At 67.1% G+C, this 16116-nt stretch carries 14 protein-coding genes and 1 tRNA gene; 8 read left to right on the plus strand and 7 right to left on the minus strand.

Features of this window, described 5'->3' with window-relative positions; all coding sequences use genetic code 11:
* Positions 1-29: 29 nt before the first annotated feature.
* From J1902_RS17695 to sp36, 3 genes are read right to left on the minus strand one after another with little or no spacing between them, the layout of a single operon-like run.
* The gene (locus tag J1902_RS17695; protein ID WP_207617699.1) at positions 30-941 is read right to left on the minus strand and encodes an NUDIX hydrolase; all 912 of its coding nucleotides are present in this window, start codon (positions 939-941) and stop codon (positions 30-32) included.
* A 17-nt stretch (positions 942-958) separates the two neighbouring features.
* Entirely contained in the window at positions 959-1495 is a 537-nt protein-coding gene (locus tag J1902_RS17700; RefSeq protein WP_207617700.1) for a RidA family protein, read from the minus strand.
* A gap of 2 nt (positions 1496-1497) precedes the next feature.
* Positions 1498-1653, minus strand: a complete 156-nt coding sequence (sp36, locus tag J1902_RS17705; protein ID WP_207617701.1) for a Sp36 family protein — start codon at positions 1651-1653, stop codon at positions 1498-1500.
* A gap of 37 nt (positions 1654-1690) precedes the next feature.
* Here sp36 and J1902_RS17710 point away from each other — a divergent pair, with 37 nt between their 5' ends.
* Together J1902_RS17710 and J1902_RS17715 are read left to right on the plus strand one after the other, a co-directional pair.
* Positions 1691-3994 (plus strand): transglycosylase domain-containing protein, encoded by a 2304-nt coding sequence (locus J1902_RS17710; RefSeq protein ID WP_207617702.1) that lies wholly within the window; start codon positions 1691-1693, stop codon positions 3992-3994.
* Positions 3987-4949 (plus strand): metallophosphoesterase, encoded by a 963-nt coding sequence (locus tag J1902_RS17715; protein ID WP_207617703.1) that lies wholly within the window; start codon positions 3987-3989, stop codon positions 4947-4949. The genes J1902_RS17710 and J1902_RS17715 overlap by 8 nt, the downstream gene beginning before the upstream one ends.
* Before the next feature lie 117 nt (positions 4950-5066).
* Here J1902_RS17715 and J1902_RS17720 read toward each other — a convergent pair whose 3' ends face one another.
* Positions 5067-6317 (minus strand): hypothetical protein, encoded by a 1251-nt coding sequence (locus J1902_RS17720; protein WP_207617704.1) that lies wholly within the window; start codon positions 6315-6317, stop codon positions 5067-5069.
* A gap of 304 nt (positions 6318-6621) precedes the next feature.
* Between J1902_RS17720 and J1902_RS17725 the strand changes: the two genes are divergently transcribed.
* The 3 genes from J1902_RS17725 (at position 6622) to J1902_RS17735 (ending at position 10476) form a co-directional block, all read left to right on the plus strand.
* Positions 6622-8436, plus strand: a complete 1815-nt coding sequence (locus J1902_RS17725; RefSeq protein WP_207617705.1) for an ABC transporter ATP-binding protein — start codon at positions 6622-6624, stop codon at positions 8434-8436.
* A complete protein-coding gene (locus J1902_RS17730) occupies positions 8433-10277 on the plus strand; it encodes an ABC transporter ATP-binding protein (protein ID WP_207617706.1) in 1845 nt (614 codons plus the stop codon). Before J1902_RS17725 ends, J1902_RS17730 begins: the two co-directional genes overlap by 4 nt.
* Positions 10278-10399: 122 nt before the next feature.
* Positions 10400-10476: transfer RNA gene (locus J1902_RS17735), tRNA-Pro, on the plus strand.
* 137 nt (positions 10477-10613) lie between these two features.
* Here J1902_RS17735 and J1902_RS17740 read toward each other — a convergent pair.
* Positions 10614-10856 (minus strand): hypothetical protein, encoded by a 243-nt coding sequence (locus tag J1902_RS17740; protein ID WP_207617707.1) that lies wholly within the window; start codon positions 10854-10856, stop codon positions 10614-10616.
* Between the two features lie 128 nt (positions 10857-10984).
* On the opposite strand from J1902_RS17740, the gene J1902_RS17745 reads away from it, so the two are divergent.
* Positions 10985-12298, plus strand: coding sequence for a helix-turn-helix domain-containing protein (locus J1902_RS17745; protein ID WP_207617708.1), 1314 nt, complete (start codon positions 10985-10987; stop codon positions 12296-12298).
* Here J1902_RS17745 and J1902_RS17750 read toward each other — a convergent pair.
* Together J1902_RS17750 and purD are read right to left on the minus strand one after the other, a co-directional pair.
* Positions 12295-13233, minus strand: a complete 939-nt coding sequence (locus tag J1902_RS17750; protein ID WP_207617709.1) for a phosphoribosylaminoimidazolesuccinocarboxamide synthase — start codon at positions 13231-13233, stop codon at positions 12295-12297. The two genes, J1902_RS17745 and J1902_RS17750, sit on opposite strands and share 4 nt — an antisense overlap.
* A gap of 2 nt (positions 13234-13235) precedes the next feature.
* Positions 13236-14546: a phosphoribosylamine--glycine ligase gene (gene purD / locus J1902_RS17755; RefSeq protein ID WP_207617712.1), complete on the minus strand. Its 1311-nt coding sequence runs from the start codon at positions 14544-14546 to the stop codon at positions 13236-13238.
* Between the two features lie 96 nt (positions 14547-14642).
* Between purD and J1902_RS17760 the strand changes: the two genes are divergently transcribed.
* Together J1902_RS17760 and J1902_RS17765 are read left to right on the plus strand one after the other, a co-directional pair.
* A complete protein-coding gene (locus J1902_RS17760; RefSeq protein ID WP_207617710.1) occupies positions 14643-15659 on the plus strand; it encodes an asparaginase in 1017 nt (338 codons plus the stop codon).
* 5 nt (positions 15660-15664) lie between these two features.
* A complete protein-coding gene (locus J1902_RS17765; RefSeq protein ID WP_207617711.1) occupies positions 15665-16081 on the plus strand; it encodes a sterol carrier family protein in 417 nt (138 codons plus the stop codon).
* Positions 16082-16116 lie beyond the last annotated feature (35 nt).

Below are 16116 nucleotides of genomic sequence, written 5' to 3' on the forward strand. Positions count from 1 at the left end.
CGGCGGACTTCTGTCCTTGGGGTAAGAGGTCAGCGTTCCCGCTGCGGCTCCCCGGCGACGGTCTTGGCCGCCTCGACCTCGAGCATCAGGATCCCGCCTTCGTCGACGAGCCTCGGCTGGTACACGTGGGCCTTGCGCTTGTAGCTCAGGTAGGCGATGCAGCCGTTCGCCGCGGCCATCTTCTCGAGCATGATCTCGGATCCCGGCACCAGCAGTTGGCCGAGCGTCAGCCCCGCAGTGTTTTCCTGGGCCACTTCATCGCCCAGCGCCGTGGTTTCCCGGAGTTCGATTGCCTGGGCCGCACACACCCAGCGGCCCCAGACGCCTTTGCTCTCCAGGAGGCTGGGCTGCTGGCTGATCGGCACGGTGGCGGCGAAGTAGCGGGTGTTGAAGCGGCGGTGCGCAAAGTCCGGGCTGAGCCAGTTGACCAGCGGCTTGAGCAGGTCGGTCCGCAGTGACAGGCCGCGCTTGGCCAGGACGTCCGTGAACGATTTCTCCTGCGCGGCAACGGCCTCGCGGGCCTTCATCCATTCGTGCGTGGACGTCGCTTCCACGGTGGAGGACTGGTCCGTCCCGGCCAGCAACACGCCGGTTTCCTCAAACAGTTCGCGGATGGCGCCCACCACGTGGCGGCGGGCGAGCCCGACGTCGGTGGTCCCCAATGTCTCCGCCCAATGCTGCGGGGAGGGACCCAGCCAACCGACGGCGTCGTCGTCGGACGCCTCCAGCGAGCCGCCCGGGAACGCGAGGACGCCCAACGGCGAGGAGCCGGGCCGGTAGCCCAGCCACGTCTCCAGGCCGGTGGGCGAGTCCCTCAACAGGACAACGGATGATGCATAGCGGGCGGCCCTGGGGGTCCGCTCACCGAGTTGAAGCCAGTTTTGCGCCGCGCCTTCCAGTTCGGGAGGGAGGACAAACAGGCGCCGGGCAAGCTGAGGCAATTGAGTGAACCGGTTCCTTAGCTGAATTCAGCGATCAGTTCGACCTCTACGGGAGAGTCGAGCGGAAGAACCGAAACGCCGACGGCGGAGCGGGCGTGGTGCCCGGCCTCGCCGAAGACCTGGCCGAGGAGTTCGGACGCACCGTTGATGACGCCCGGCTGGCCCGTGAAGGAAGGATCGGAGGACACGAAGCCCACCACCTTGACGATGCGCGTGATGCGGTCCAGGTCGCCGATGACGCTCTTGATGGCGGCCAGCGCGTTGATGGCGCAGACAGCGGCGTAGGCCTTGGCGTCCTCCGGGGACACGGTGGGCTCGTCGGAGCTGCCCTCGGTGCCGGTGGAAACCTTGCCCGAAGCTTCGAGTTTGCCGTTAATAAACGGCAGCTGCCCGGAGGTGTAAACGTGGTTGCCGGAGATGACTGCCGGCACATAGGCGGCCACGGGGGCGGCCACTGCCGGAAGGGTCAGTCCGAGCTCGGCAAGGCGCTGCTCGACGGCGGAGGCCGGAGCTGCGGATTCCGCGGCAGCAGTGGTTTCTGCGGGGGTTGTCATGGTTACTGCTTCTCCCTTTTCAGGTATGCGACGAGGCCTTTTCCATCCGGTCCGGTGACGACCTGGACCAGCTCCCAGCCGTCCTCACCCCACTGGTCCAGGATCTGTTTTGTGGCGTGGATAATGAGCGGAATCGTCGCGTACTCCCATTTGGTCATGACAGAAAGACTAGCCCTTGCCGGTAAAGTGGAAAACATGGCGACTCGTAAGAACCCCATATTCGACACTGCCACAACCCTCGGAAAGATCTTTGGTTTCCTTGGTGTGAGCGCAATTTGTGGCGTCCTGGTGGCCGGCCTGCTGGTTCCGGCTGCCGCCGTCTCGGGCAGTACCGCGAGCGGTTCCATCCAGTTCTTTGATGCCCTTCCGGCGGAGCTCCAGGTGGACCCGCCGAGCCAGAACACCACCATCCTGGCGGCGGATGGCAGCAAGATCGCCTCGATCTACATGGAGAACCGCACCAAGGTTCCGCTGGACCAGATGAGCCCGTTTATCAAGGACGCGGTCATCGCCATCGAGGACAGCCGCTTCTACGACCACGGCGGCATCGACACCACGGGCATCATGCGCGCGGTCGTCAGCACGGCCCGCGGCAACAAGCAGGGCGCCTCAACCATCACGCAGCAGTACGTCAACAACGTCATCAACGAGTCCCTGGTGGCCGAAGGCAAGGACGCCGACGTCCAGCTCAACGGCAGCAAGAGCGTGGGCACCAAGCTGCGTGAGATGAAGCTTGCGATCGCCCTGGAGAAGAAGTTCTCCAAGGAGCAGATCCTTGAGGGCTACCTCAACATCGTCTTCTTCAACACGGACGCCTACGGCATCGAAGCCGCTGCCAAGCTGTTCTTCAGCACCACGGCCAAGGACCTCACACTGCCCCAGGCGGCCCTCCTTGCCGGCGTGGTCAACAGCCCGTCCTTCTACGATCCCATCACCAACCCGGACAACGCCAAGGCCCGCCGCGACCTCGTCCTGGGCGCCATGCTGGCCCAGGACAAGATCAAGCAGGCCGACTACGATGCCGCAGTGGCCACGCCGGTCACCACCCAGGTGACCAGGCCGCGGCAGGGTTGCGCCTACGCCACCACGGCACCGTACTTCTGTGACTACGTGCTGCAGTTGCTGTTCAACAACCCTGCGTACGGAGCCACGCGGGATGAGCGGGAGAAACGCATCATGCGCGGCGGCATGACCATCACCACCACCCTGGATCCGAACGCCCAGAACGTGGCACAGCAGCAGGTTGACGGCTCCACCGGCGCCAACCCGGACAAGTGGGGCGCCGCCCTGGTCTCGGTCCAGCCGAACTCCGGCGAGATCGTCGCCATGGCGCAGAACACTGTGTTGCTGCCGCAAGAGGGCAAGTTCGACCAAACGCAGAACTTCAACGTTGACGTCCTTGATGCCAAGGGCAACGACCTCAACGGCATCGGCGGTTTCCAGCCCGGCTCCACCATGAAGCCCTTCACCTTCGCCCAGTGGCTGAACGAGGGCAAGTCGATGAACACCACCATCAACGGCGCCGTCCGCCGCTACTCGCCGAACTTCCCCTGGCGGAACACCTGCCCGACTCCGGTCAATGGCTCCTATGACAGCAGCGTCAGCGGAAGCTTCGACCTGCAGAACTCCGAGCCCGGCTTTTACCGGGGCATGTCCGTGCTGTACGGGCTGATGAACTCCGTCAACACCGCCACATTCGCCTCGGCCGCCCAAGTGGACCTCTGTGGCATCCAGGGCATTGTGGATGCCACAGGTATCCATGGTGGCCTGCCGACGCGCGACAGCACGGGCAAAGTATCTGACCCAAACCCCAAGGTCCCCATGACCACGCTGGCCAACCTGATCGGTTCCACGCAGACGGCCCCGCTGACCATGGCCAGCGCCTTCGCAACGTTCGCCAATGACGGCAAGTACTGCGAGCCGATCGCCATCACCGCCGTGACGGACCAGTCCGGCGCCACCCTGCCGGCACAGTCGTCCAACTGCCGTGACGCCGTCAAGCCCGAGGTGGCACGCGGTGTTGCCTACGCCATGCAGGAAGTCCTGAACGGCGGTTCCGGTTCCTTGATCCGGCCGGCGCTGAGCACGAAGAACAACTTCCCGGTGGCCGCCAAGACAGGCACCAACGACAACAACAGCTCCACCTGGGTGGTCGGCTACACCACCGGCCTGGCCACGGCCGCATGGTTCGGTGACCCCTTGGGCGACCAGCAGCGCTTCGGACGCAACCTCACTGTCAACGGCAAGTTCTATCCGAGCATTGACGGTTACATGATCGCCGGCCCGCAGTTCACCAGGTTCATGTCAGCCATTGCCCCGGGCTACGGCACCAAGCCGTTCCCGGCACCGCCGTCGAACCTGCTCGGCACGCAGGTCCAGCGTCCTGCGGCGCCTGCCGTCCCTGCCCCGGGCAACAACAACGGAGGCACCGGCGGAGGCACCGGCGGCAACAACAGCGGCAGCGGAAGCAGCGGCAGCGGCAGCGGCAAGGATGACTAACCGCCCCGTGGCCGTCACCGGCACCCTGGCAAGCCGCGTCCGGAGCATCGGGCGCGGCTTCGCCGTTACCGCCGCGCTGGGCGCCACTGCGGGGGCGGCGGCCGCTGCCTACGGTTTGTGGGAGAAGGAGCAGTTCGGCGTCCGCGAGGAGACCCTGCCGATCCTGCCGGAGGGCTCGGCCCCGTTCCGCGTGCTGCACCTGAGCGACATCCACTTCGTCCCGGGACAACGCCGGAAGGCCGCCTGGCTGGAGTCGCTGGCCGGGCTGCAGCCGGACCTGGTGGTGAACACGGGCGACAACCTCAGCCACGCACACGCGATCGATCCGCTGCTGGCGGCCCTGCGTCCGCTGCTGGAGTACCCGGGCGTCTTCGTGCCGGGCTCCAACGACTACTACGCACCGCGCCTCAGGAACCCGGCAACGTATTTCCTGGGCCCGTCCAAGCTCAAGCAGGATCCGCAGCCGTTGAACTGGCCGCGGCTGCGCGCAGGCTTCGGCATGGCCGGCTGGGTGGAGCTCACCAACCGCTGCCAATCCGTGGTCCTGAACGGGCTGCGCTTCGACTTCTCCGGCGTGGATGATCCGCACCTGGGCCGGGAACGGTACGCCGGCTGGCCGCGCGGCACGGCAGACCAGGATTCACGTCCGCACCTGCGCGTCGCCGTCATCCACGCGCCCTACCAGCGCGTCCTGGACCATTTCACCGAGGACGCGGCGGACCTTATCCTCGCCGGCCACACTCACGGCGGGCAGATCTGCATCCCCGGCTACGGCGCCCTCGTCTCCAACTGTGATCTCCCCACCTGGCGGGCCAAGGGCCTGCACGATTGGGAAAGCAAGGGACGCACGACGCCGGTGAACGTCTCGGGCGGGATCGGCACCTCACGCTTCGCCCCGGTCCGCATAGCGTGCCGGCCCGAGGCCGTGCTGCTGACACTGACGGCACGCGCGTAAGACGGCGCCGCCCCAAAGGACGGCTCCCTAAGGGCGGCGCCCGTTCCTAAGGACGGGGTCCCTGTGGACGGCGCTCGCTTGGCCCTGTCGGCGCTGCCGCCAGAGCCAAGCGGGTGGCTATCGCCGGGACGGGCGGTGCTTGCCGCCGCGGCGTCCGGCAAGGATCGCCAGCGCCCCGGCCCCGAGGAACAAGAATCCCATCAGGAGGCCTGGACCGATCCAATTGGCGCCGGTGTTTGCCAGGTCTTGGGTGGTGCTGCCTGCCGGCAGGACGGCCGCCGTGCTGGCCGCTATGCTGGCCGACGGGGTCGCCGAAGCCGGGCTTCCGGTGCCCGTCGACGCCGTCGGGCCGGGAGTCTGGGTGGTCTCCGAAGGGGATGGCGACGGAGAGACGGTCTCCGTCGGCGTGACCGTGACTGCTGTGAGCACGAAGTTGACGCCTGTGGCGGGTCCACCGCTCAGGTCCACCGGCCTCTGGACGGGGCCCGACGCGACGCAGCCGGAGGGCGTGGTCATGGCCACGGTGTAGCCCGGAGCAGCCAGGAAGTTGGCGAAGGAGTACGCCCCCGCGGAATCCGTTACGGTGCTCGCCAGCACCGTCCCTCCGGGGCCCTGGAGGGCAATGCCGACCCCGGCCACGCTGCAGCCGGCAACGGTCCCGGAGATGTCCTCGGCCGCCGTGCCGAACCAGGTCTGGTAGATCGGGAATCCCGTTTTCCAGGTGTACTCGATGGTCAGGGTCTTCAGGGCCACGGTTGGGCGGAACCATCCGGACGCACCGGCAGTATCGGCGTCGGGCACCCGCCCGGAACCGTTCAGCGTGCCGGTGGCGCCGTCCCAGACAGGAAGGTCGAAGCCCTCCGGATCGTCTCCACACGGGCGCGGGGACGGGGCGTCGCAATAGTTGAACGCGCCCTGGAAGCCAAGATCGGCAACGGGCACGGGAAGTCCGTTGCCGTCCGTTGCCGAGACCTTGGCCATGTCCGCATCAATGTCACCCAGCACAAATCCCCAGCCGCCTGCCGGAGTGGCACGCTTAAAGGTGTAGGTGGTGGTGGCCGGTGAGCCTGGGTTGTTCGCCTTGGGCCGCTGGTTCAGGTAGGGCTGGCCGCTGCTGGAACCGAAGACCAGGCCCGGGGCGCTTCCCGCCGGAAGGTATGTGCTCACACCACCGGGCATCGTGGCCTGCGAGGAATCGGAGGTGAAGGTGGCCTCCGGGAATCCGCCGCCCAGGCTGAGAGTGCCGGTGTACGCACCGCCCGCACCGGCAAAGGTCCAGGCCGCGTAGCCGCCGCCTCCCCCATCCGCCGTGTCCGCGTGCGCCGGCGGTCCCATGACCAGTCCGGCGGCCACAAGGCCTGTTACCACTACAACGTCCATCAATTTCCGCACAGCATCCCCCATGTGTGGCACTACAACGATGAATTTCCTGATTGCCGGCAGGCTCCTCCGGCCGCCGACCCGCCATGCGGTCCGGCGCGGCACCACGCCGAGCGGTCTCATCCTAACCATGAAAGTGAGGCACAGCGCTCTGATTACAGAACGCAATAATTGGTAAAACATTTCACCACCCCCGCATTGCCCTGTGAACCTCGTCACGCCATGGCATAGGGTTGTTGCTACGGGAAACTACCTCCGCACCATCTGAAGATCCAGCTGTTGAGAAGCGGGCATGTCCAAGCAAACATCATTCTTCACCTCCGTCGGCCGGCTCTACCCCCATGTGCGGCCCATCCTCCCCCGGCTGTTCATGGGCCTGGTCTGTGCCTTGCTGGCCAGCATCGTGGCCCTGGCCATCCCGCAGGTACTGAGGGTTCTGATCAATGATTCGCTCCGCCCCGGCGGCGCCCCGGACGCGGTCTGGGCGGCCGCCGTCGTGATTCTCCTCCTCGGCATCGCCGAGGCAGGCCTGGTGGCGCTGCGCCGCCAGTTCGTCATCAACCCGGCCACCACGGTGGAAACGAAGATGCGCGTCTCGCTCTATGGCCACCTGCAGGACCTCACCGTGTCCTTCCACGACCGCTGGGGATCCGGCCAGTTGCTCTCCCGCTCCATGAGCGACCTCGCGTTCCTGCGCCGCTGGATGGCCTTCGGCGCCATCATGCTGGTGGTCACCACGCTGACGGTGGCGATCGGCGTGGTGGTGATGTTCTCCATGAGCTGGCAGCTGGCGCTGATCTTCCTCGCCGCCGCCGTGCCGATCATGGTCTACTCGTTCCGTTTCCGCCGCCGCTTCAGCCGGGTGGCACGGCTCAGCCAGGACCAAGCCGGCGATCTCGCCACCACGGTGGAGGAATCCGTCCATGGCATCCGCGTGCTCAAGGCCTTCGGCCGCAGCCGTGAGGCACTGGAAAACTTCAACGGGCAGGCCGAGGGACTGCGGCAAACCGAAATCACCAAGGCCAAGCAACAGGCGAGCTTCACGCTGGTGGTGACGCTGCTGCCGGAACTCGCGCTCGGCGTCGGGCTCGTAGTGGGCATCATGCTCGCGGCGGGCGGACAGCTGAGCATCGGCTCGCTGGTGGCGTTCTTCGCCACCGCGGCCGTGGTGGCTGCGCCGGTCGAATTCTCCGGCATGCTCCTGTCCATGGCCCTCACCGCCAAAACCGCCCTGGACCGCCACTTCGAGGTCATGGACACCGCCAACACCATCACCAGCCCGGATCACCCCAAGAGGCCCGGGGCCGTGCGGGGCGCCTTGAGCTTCAACGGCGCCGGCTTCGCCTTCGACGACGGCGACCGGCTCTTGGAGGACATCACCCTTGACATCCGGCCGGGCGAAACCATGGCCCTGGTGGGCATCACCGGCAGCGGCAAGAGTGCGCTGCTGCAGCTGGTCCCCCGCCTGTACGACGTCACGGAGGGTTCCGTGACAATCGACGGCACGGACGTCCGCAATTTCGCCCTGGACGAGCTCCGCACCGTGGCGGCGGTCGCGTTCGAGGACACCACGCTGTTCTCCAGCTCGGTCCGGGACAACGTGCTGCTCGGCGCCCCGGATCCCAGCGACGCCGCCCTGGACGAGGCGCTCGACGTCGCCCAGGCCCACTTCGCGTACTCGCTGCCCGACGGCGTGGACACCCTGATCGGCGAGGAGGGCCTCAGCCTGTCCGGCGGCCAGCGCCAGCGCATCGCCCTGGCCCGGGCCATCGCGGCCAAGCCCAGGGTGCTGGTCCTGGACGATCCCTTGTCCGCGCTGGACGTCAACACCGAGGAACTCGTCGAGGCCCGGCTCCGCGAAGTGCTGCGGGACACCACCACGCTGATCGTGGCGCACCGGCCCTCCACCGCGGCCCTCGCGGACCGCGTGGCCCTCCTCCAGAGCGGGAGGATCACCGCCGTCGGGACCCATACCGAGCTGCTGGCCGGGAACGACCACTACCGCTACGTGATCGCGAGCCTGGAAACCGGCCCCAAGGACCTGGACAGTGATCTTGACACCGAGCTGCACGAGCTGGAAGTCGACGCCAAGGAGGCCCGCCGATGAGCACCGCAGCATTCGGAACCGCCGATGAAGACAACGCCCACCTCACCCGGGCGGACAGCAAAGCCGTCCGACGGCGGTCGCTCGCCCTGCTGGCCTCGCTGATCCGCCCCGTGCGGCTGAGGTTCTGGCTGACGATCGGCATGGTGGTGGTCTCGCAGCTCACCCGCGTGGCAGGGCCCGCCCTGATCGCCTTCGGGATCGACCACGCCCTGCCCGCACTCCGGGCCGGCGACAACCTGCCGCTGATCCTCAGCGGCGTGCTGTACCTGGCAGCGGCTATCGCCACCGCCGCCACCACCGCCCTGTACGTGACTTCCACGGCGCGCCTGAGCCAGGCCATGCTGCTGGACCTGCGGCTCCGGGTCTTCCGCCACACCCAGCGGCTGAGCCTTGAGTTCCACGAGAAGTACACCTCCGGGCGCATCATCGCCCGGCAGACCTCGGACCTCGAGGCCCTGCGCGAACTGCTCGATTCCGGTGTGAGCTCCCTGGCCTCCGGGCTGCTGTTCATGGTGTTCACTGCCATTACAGTCTTCGTGCTGGACTGGCGCACCGGGCTGATTATGCTCTGCGCCGGCGTCCCGATGTTCTTCCTGGCCCGCTGGTACCAGAAGCATTCCCAGATCGCATTCCGGGAATCCCGCGTGGTCTCGGCCCGGCTGATCGTCCACTTCGTGGAGACCATGACCGGCATCCGCGCGGTGAAGGCCTTCCGCAAGGAGCGCGAAAACGCCGCACGCTACGGGCAGCTCTCGGAGGACTACCGGAAGAACACGGTCCGGTCCATCAACCTCAACGGCGTCTTCCAGCCTGGGCTGGTGCTGATCGGCAACGTGTGCGTGGCCGTGGTGCTCCTGCTGGGCGGCTTCCGGGTGCTCTCCGGCGGGCTGGCCGTGGGCGTGCTCCTGGCCCTCATCCTGTCCACCAAGCGCTTCTTCCAGCCGGTGGACCAGATGGCCATGTTCTACAACTCCTTCCAGAGCGCCCAGGCGGCGCTGGAAAAGGTCTCCGGGCTGTTGCAGGAGATTCCCACCGTGCGCCCGCCCAGGAACCCGGTGGCCCTCAAGAATCCGCGGGGCAAGATCGAGTTCCGCGGCGTCGAGTTCGGCTACGGTGACGGCCGCCTGGTGGTCCCGTATCTGGACCTGCACATCCCCGCAGGCCAGACAGTGGCCTTGGTGGGCCAGACGGGCGCCGGCAAGTCGACGCTCGCCAAGCTCGTGGCCCGCTTCTACGACGTCACCTCGGGCTCCCTGGCGCTCGACGGCGTGGACCTGCGGGAACTCTCGACGACGGACCTGCGCAGGGCGGTGGTCATGGTCACCCAGGAGGCGTTCCTGTTCAGCGGTTCCGTGGCGGACAACATTGCCCTCGGCCGGCCGGAAGCGTCGCGTGACGAGATCGAGGCCGCGGCCCGCGCCGTGGGCGCCCACGAATTCATTGCGGGGTTGCCCGAAGGCTACGACACGGACGTCAACAAACGCGGCGGCCGGGTTTCCGCCGGCCAGCGCCAGCTGATCGGCTTTGCCCGTGCTTTCCTCGCGGCCCCCGCAGTGCTGATCCTGGACGAGGCGACGTCCTCCCTGGACATCCCCTCGGAGCGGATGGTCCAGGCCGGGCTGGCCCGCCTGCTGGACGGCGCCGCGTCGCAGGATGCCGCGTCCGATGCCGGGCGCACGGCCATCATCATCGCGCACCGCCTCTCCACCGTGGAGACGGCAGACCGGGTCCTGGTGGTGCACGACGGCCGCGTGGTGGAGGACGGCACCCCTGCGGAGCTGATCAGCGGCGGCGGCAGGTTCGCCCGGCTGCACGGCGCCTGGCGGGACTCGCTCGTCTGAGGCCTGGGCAGCGGCGGGCGGCCCAGCCCGGCAACGGGTCCGGACGTGAGCAGCGACACTCTCCTCGATTTCGCATCGCGGGCCGTTTCAGCTATTCTTGAACAGTTGCTTTCGCAGCGGATCGGGATGTAGCGCAGCTTGGTAGCGCGCTTCGTTCGGGACGAAGAGGTCGCAGGTTCAAATCCTGTCATCCCGACCAAAGAAAGAGGGTCTTCCATATGGAAGGCCCTCTTTTGTGTGTCCAGGCGTCCATCGGGCATGAAGAAACCCCAGGACATTGCTTGTCAACGTCCTAGGGTTTCTTCAAACTTGGGGTTCTGCACCGTGGGGTTCTGTTTACATGGGGTCCGGCCAGTTGCCGATCCGTGACGGCGAGTACGTGGTTCCGGTCTTGACGCGCATGGGGTCCGGCCAGTTGCCGATGGCACTGCTGGCGCGCATGGGGTCCGGCCAGTTGCCGATGGCCAGGACGCTGCTGACAACATTTGAAACGGGGGCTGCGGATACGACGGCGGGAGCCGCCGCGGAGAATGCGAGGGCTCCCGCCAAGGCGACGGAAGCTGCGATCTTCTTGAACATTATTTTCCTCAATGCGAGTCGGATTCGTTACTGAAAGTGGCGCGGTCCCTGTTGACATACATTGTAAAATGTTTTCCACAGGGACTGTCAAGGTACCGGCAACAAAGACTCGATTTCAGGAGGCATCCGTGGGAAACGGATTCGGCGAAAAGCTCCGTGCCGAACGGCTCGAACGCGGGTTGACGCAGGCAGAACTGGGCAAGAACCTCTACTCGCCAAGCTACATTTCCCTCCTCGAGACCGGCAGGCGCGAACCCACTGCGGAGGTCATCGAAGAACTGGCCCGCAGGCTGGAACTGGCCCCGAAAGCCCTGGAAGCCTGGAGCCAGCCTGTCTCGGTGAGCGATGCCGAGTATGTGCTCGCGGGGCTTTATGCGAGGCAGGCCTGGGATCTGCGGGACTACCCCCTTGCGGCCGGCCACGCGGCCACGGCGGCCCAGATTGCCCTTGAGGGCAAGAACACCAGCGCATGGTGGAACATGACCTACATGCAGGCCGAATGCCTCATGAAGCAGGGCCAGCTGAAGGAATGCCAGCAGATCATCCAGCATCTTCTGGAACACCCCATGGCAACAGAGTCCGCGGGCCTTGGCGTGCGCGCCCGGCAGATGCTTGCCGCTGTGTGCCACGGACAAGGCGAACTGTCCACCGCCGTCGAGCATGCCAAGGAAGCGGTGAAGCTCTCCGAGCAGCTGCCGCAGGGCTCAACGCTGATCATCGGCGCACACCGTGCGCTGATCGGCGCCCTGGCCGAAAGCGGCAAGCTGGACGAGGCCTGGAAGTACTGCGAGGCCATGATGGAGCACATGGACGAACACGCCATGTCGCAGCTGGCCGGCGAGGTCGCCTGGGTGGTGGGCAACGTTGCCTTCATGCGCCACGACTACGCCGAGGGCATCAAGCACCATGAGCGGGCCGCGAAGCTCCTCTCCCCTGCCAACGACATCGAGCTGTGGGCCCGGTTCAACAAGGCCTCGGCGGCCGTCCGGCTGTCCTCGGGGATCGTCGAGCCCGAGACGCTCTCGTCCATCGAGCGCGCCGAGCTGGCGTTGTCGATCGTCGGCGGGAACCTGACGGACCAGCTCGAGGTCGCCTTCATCCGTGCCCGGTGGCTGTACCTGACCGGCGACATCCTTGCCGCCGTCGCCAAGCTGCGCGAAATCCATGCCGACCGCAAGGCCCTGGCCCGCCACACGGCGGGCGAGGTTTCCCTGCTGCTGGGCAAGGCGCTCAAGGCGGCCGGCGACACCGACGACGCCCTGGTCCACCTTGAGGAAGCCCAGCGCGACTTCAGCGCCGCCGGCGCCCAGGACCGCGTCCAGCAGGCCATGGACGCCGTCCTGGAAATCCGCCTGGCGGAACGCCGTGCAGCCGCGGCACACGGCGCCGCGTCCAGCCCTAGCGGGGCGTCCAGCCCCGGCAGCGCCGCCAAGGCCAGCTAAACGAACGTGCGTCCGGTCAGCTTTTCGTACGCTTCCACGTAGCGGCCGCGGGTGCGGGCCACGACGTCGGCGGGCAGCGCAGGAGGCGGCGTGTCCGAGGCCTTGTCCCAGCCGGACTCGGCCGAGGTCAGCCAGTCGCGGACGTACTGCTTGTCAAAGGAAGGCTGTGACTGGCCCGGCGCGTAGGTGGCAGCGTCCCAGAAGCGGGAGGAATCCGGCGTCAGGACTTCATCGCCGAGCGTGATGACACCGGTGGCGGCGTCAACACCGAACTCCACCTTGGTGTCGGCCAGGATGATGCCGCGTTCGCGGGCGATTTCCTCCGCGCGGGTGTAGATCTTCAGGGTCAGTTCGCTCAGGCGCGCGGCGATGTCGTCGCCCACCATGGCCACCACGTCGTCATAGGTGATGTTCACATCGTGCTCGCCCACCTCGGCCTTGGCGGAAGGTGTGAAGAGGGCCTCTTCCAGGCGCGAGCCGTCAACCAGGCCCTCGGGCAGCGGGATGCTGCAGACTGTGCGGGATTCCCGGTACTCGGCCAGGCCTGAACCGGTGAGGTAGCCGCGGGCGATGCATTCCACCGGGAACATGTCCAGCTTCTTGCAGATCATGGCCCGGCCTTCCACGGCCGCGGGCACGCCGCCGGCCACGGTGGAAGCCAGGACGTGGTGCTCCACGCCGAGCTGTTCGAACCACCACAGGCTCAGCTGGGTGAGGATGCGGCCCTTGTCCGGGATTTCGCTGCTCAGGACGTGGTCATAGGCGCTGATGCGGTCGCTGGCAACCACCAGCACGCAGTCCTGGCCGATCATTTCGCTAATGGAGTCCTCGGCCGGGACGTAGAGGTCGCGGACCTTGCCGGAGTAGACGTGGGTCCAGCCCGGGAGGTCCAGCGTCTCGGCGTCGAAGCCTGCGGCGGCGTTGAATTCAGTCATGCTCAGGCCTGCGCTTTCGGGATGGTGCCGGTGGTGTCGGAGGACACACGGATCTCGCCGCGGGCGGCCTTCCCGCCGATGTCCGTACGGAACTGCGCGCCGTCCAGGTGAACCAGCTCCACGCCGTCGTACGCCTTTTCGCGGGCCTCCACGAGGTCGGACCCCAGCGCGACAACGGCCAGGACACGGCCGCCGGCCGAAACCACCTTGCCTTCGGAGTCCAGCTTGGTGCCGGCGTGGATGACGTGGACGCCTTCCAACGCTTCGACCTTTTTCAGGCCGCGGATGCGGTCACCCGTGCGGGGAGTGTCCGGGTAGTTTTCCGCGGCCACGACGACGGCGACAGCGGTTTCCTTGGACCAGCGCAGCTCTTCTGCCTTGTCCAGTTCGCCCTTGGCGGCTGCCAGCAGCAGCGCGCCGAGCGGGGTCTTGAGTCGGGCCAGCACGGCCTGGGTCTCGGGGTCGCCGAAGCGGACGTTGAACTCGATGACGCGCGTGCCGCGCGAGGTCAGGGCGAGGCCGACGAACAGGACGCCCACGAACGGGGTGCCGCGGCGGGCCATTTCGTCAACGGTAGGCTGCGCCACGCGGTCGATGACTTCCTGGACCAGGCCCTCGGGGGCCCACTCGAGCGGGGTGTAGGCACCCATGCCGCCGGTGTTGGGGCCCTCGTCGTTGTCGAAGATGCGCTTGAAGTCCTGGGCCGGGGACAGCGCCACGGTGGTGCGGCCGTCGCACAGGACGAAGACGGAGACCTCGGGGCCGTCCAGGAACTCCTCGATCACCACGGTTCCGCCGGCGTCGAAGCAGCTCTGGGCGTGGGCCAGGGCTTCGTCGCGGTTGTTGGTAACCACCACGCCCTTGCCGGCGGCCAGGCCATCGTCCTTGACTACGTGCGGGGCACCGAAGGTGTCCAGGGCGTCCGCGGCTTCCTCGGCGTTGGTGGCCACACGGGCCATGGCGGTGGGGACGCCTGCCTCGGCCATGACCTGCTTGGCGAAGGCCTTGGAGGCTTCGAGCTGCGCAGCGGCCTTGCTCGGGCCGAACACCGGGATGCCGGCCTCACGGACGGCGTCGGAAACGCCTGCGGCGAGCGGGGCCTCGGGGCCCACCACCACCAGGTCCACCGCCAGCTTGGTGGCCAGTTCGGCGACGGCAGCAGGATCATTGCCGTCAATCCCGTATGTGGGGACGAGCCTGCTGATGCCGGCGTTGCCCGGAGCCGCATGGACCTCGGAAACATTCGGATCTTCGAGCAGGGAGCGGACAATGGCGTGTTCGCGGCCACCGGGGCCAATGACGAGTACCTTCACAGTCTTCAAGGGTACTTTGTGCAGGGCGCGGACTCCTAAGGCGTTTCTGCGGCGGTCCTGAGCACTACGGGACACGCCGCACCATACACTGGCCTCATGCCCTTGAGTCCGCATGAAACTTTCAGCCTGGAGTCCGCCGTCGAACTGGCCGTCATCGAACGCAGTGGCTTCATCGAATCCCGGCACATCGGCTCCGCCGTGGTCCTTGCCGGCGACGGCACAGTGGTCACCCAGCTCGGCGACATCACCACCCCCATCTTTGCCCGTTCCACCCTCAAGCCCTTCCAGACGCTAGCCGCCATGCAGTCCGGAGTGCCCCTCCGCGGCGCCCAGGTGGCCATCGCGTGCGGCAGCCATGTGGGCTCCTTGGACCACATGGACGTGGTGGAGGGAATGCTCAGGGCGGCCGGTATCCGTGAGGAGCAGCTGCAGTGCCCGCCCGCGTGGCCGGAGGACGAAACCGCCCGCAGCTGGCTGGTGCGCTCCGAGCGCGGGCAGTCGAGGCTGGCGTTCAACTGTTCCGGCAAGCATGCGGCGTTCCTGTGGGCCTGCACCGAGAACGGCTGGGACACGCACAGCTACCTCGAGCCCAACCATCCGCTGCAGCAGCGGATCCGCTCCGTGATCGAGGAGTACAGCGAGGAAAAGATTGCACACCTGGGCATCGACGGCTGCGGCGCCCCGGTCGCGGCGATCTCACTGACCGGGCTGGCCCGTGCCTACTCCAAGCTGGCCAAGGCACCGCAGGACCCGGGTTCCAATGCACGCGCGGCCACCATCGCCACGTCCATGCTCGATTACCCGTGGGCCGTCCAGGGCAGGGGCGAGGCCAACACCATTGTCATGGACGAACTGGACGTCATCGCCAAGGTGGGCGCCGAGGGCGTGCTGGTCCTGGCAACGCCCACGGGGGTCACCGCGGCCGTCAAAATGCTGGACGGCAACCTGCGTGCCACCACGCTGGTGGGCCTGACGCTGCTGGCGGTGGCCGGTGCCGTGAACATCCCCGGAGTGTCCAGCGTGCTGGAAAAAGTGGTGGAGCCCGTGCTGGGCGGCGGCCGTCCGGTGGGCAAGATCCTCCTGGGCCACGCCGTGTCCGTGATGCTCGACTGATTCCCATGGCCGCTGAACGGAAAAGCACGGCACGACGCCGGATCGACATCGAAGAGGGCCGCGCCGCCCTCGCGGCGTGGCAGGCCGCCGTCGGGCAGTCCGACTCCGGGGACGCTGCCGCCGGAGCCGGCACACCGCCGTCGCGCGCTATCACCGCGACCGCGGTCCGCTACACGCTCGAGGAAGTCACCGCCCGCGCGCCCGGGAACTCCGTGGAGGTCCGGGTGCCGCCGTTCGGCGTCACCCAATGCGTGGAGGGACCCCGGCACACGCGCGGCACTCCCCCCAACGTCATAGAGTGCGACGCAGCCACCTGGCTTGGGCTGGTGACCGGCCGGTTGGCTTGGGCAGACGCCGTCGACGCCGGCCGGGTTGCCGCCTCCGGGCTGCGCGCGGACCTGTCCGGACTACTCCCCCTCTAGGAGCGTGGGTCGGTAGTCGTTAAAACGCCGGACGA

It is taken from the genome of Arthrobacter cavernae, from assembly GCF_017368795.1.
In the GTDB taxonomy this organism is placed as follows: domain Bacteria; phylum Actinomycetota; class Actinomycetes; order Actinomycetales; family Micrococcaceae; genus Arthrobacter; species Arthrobacter cavernae.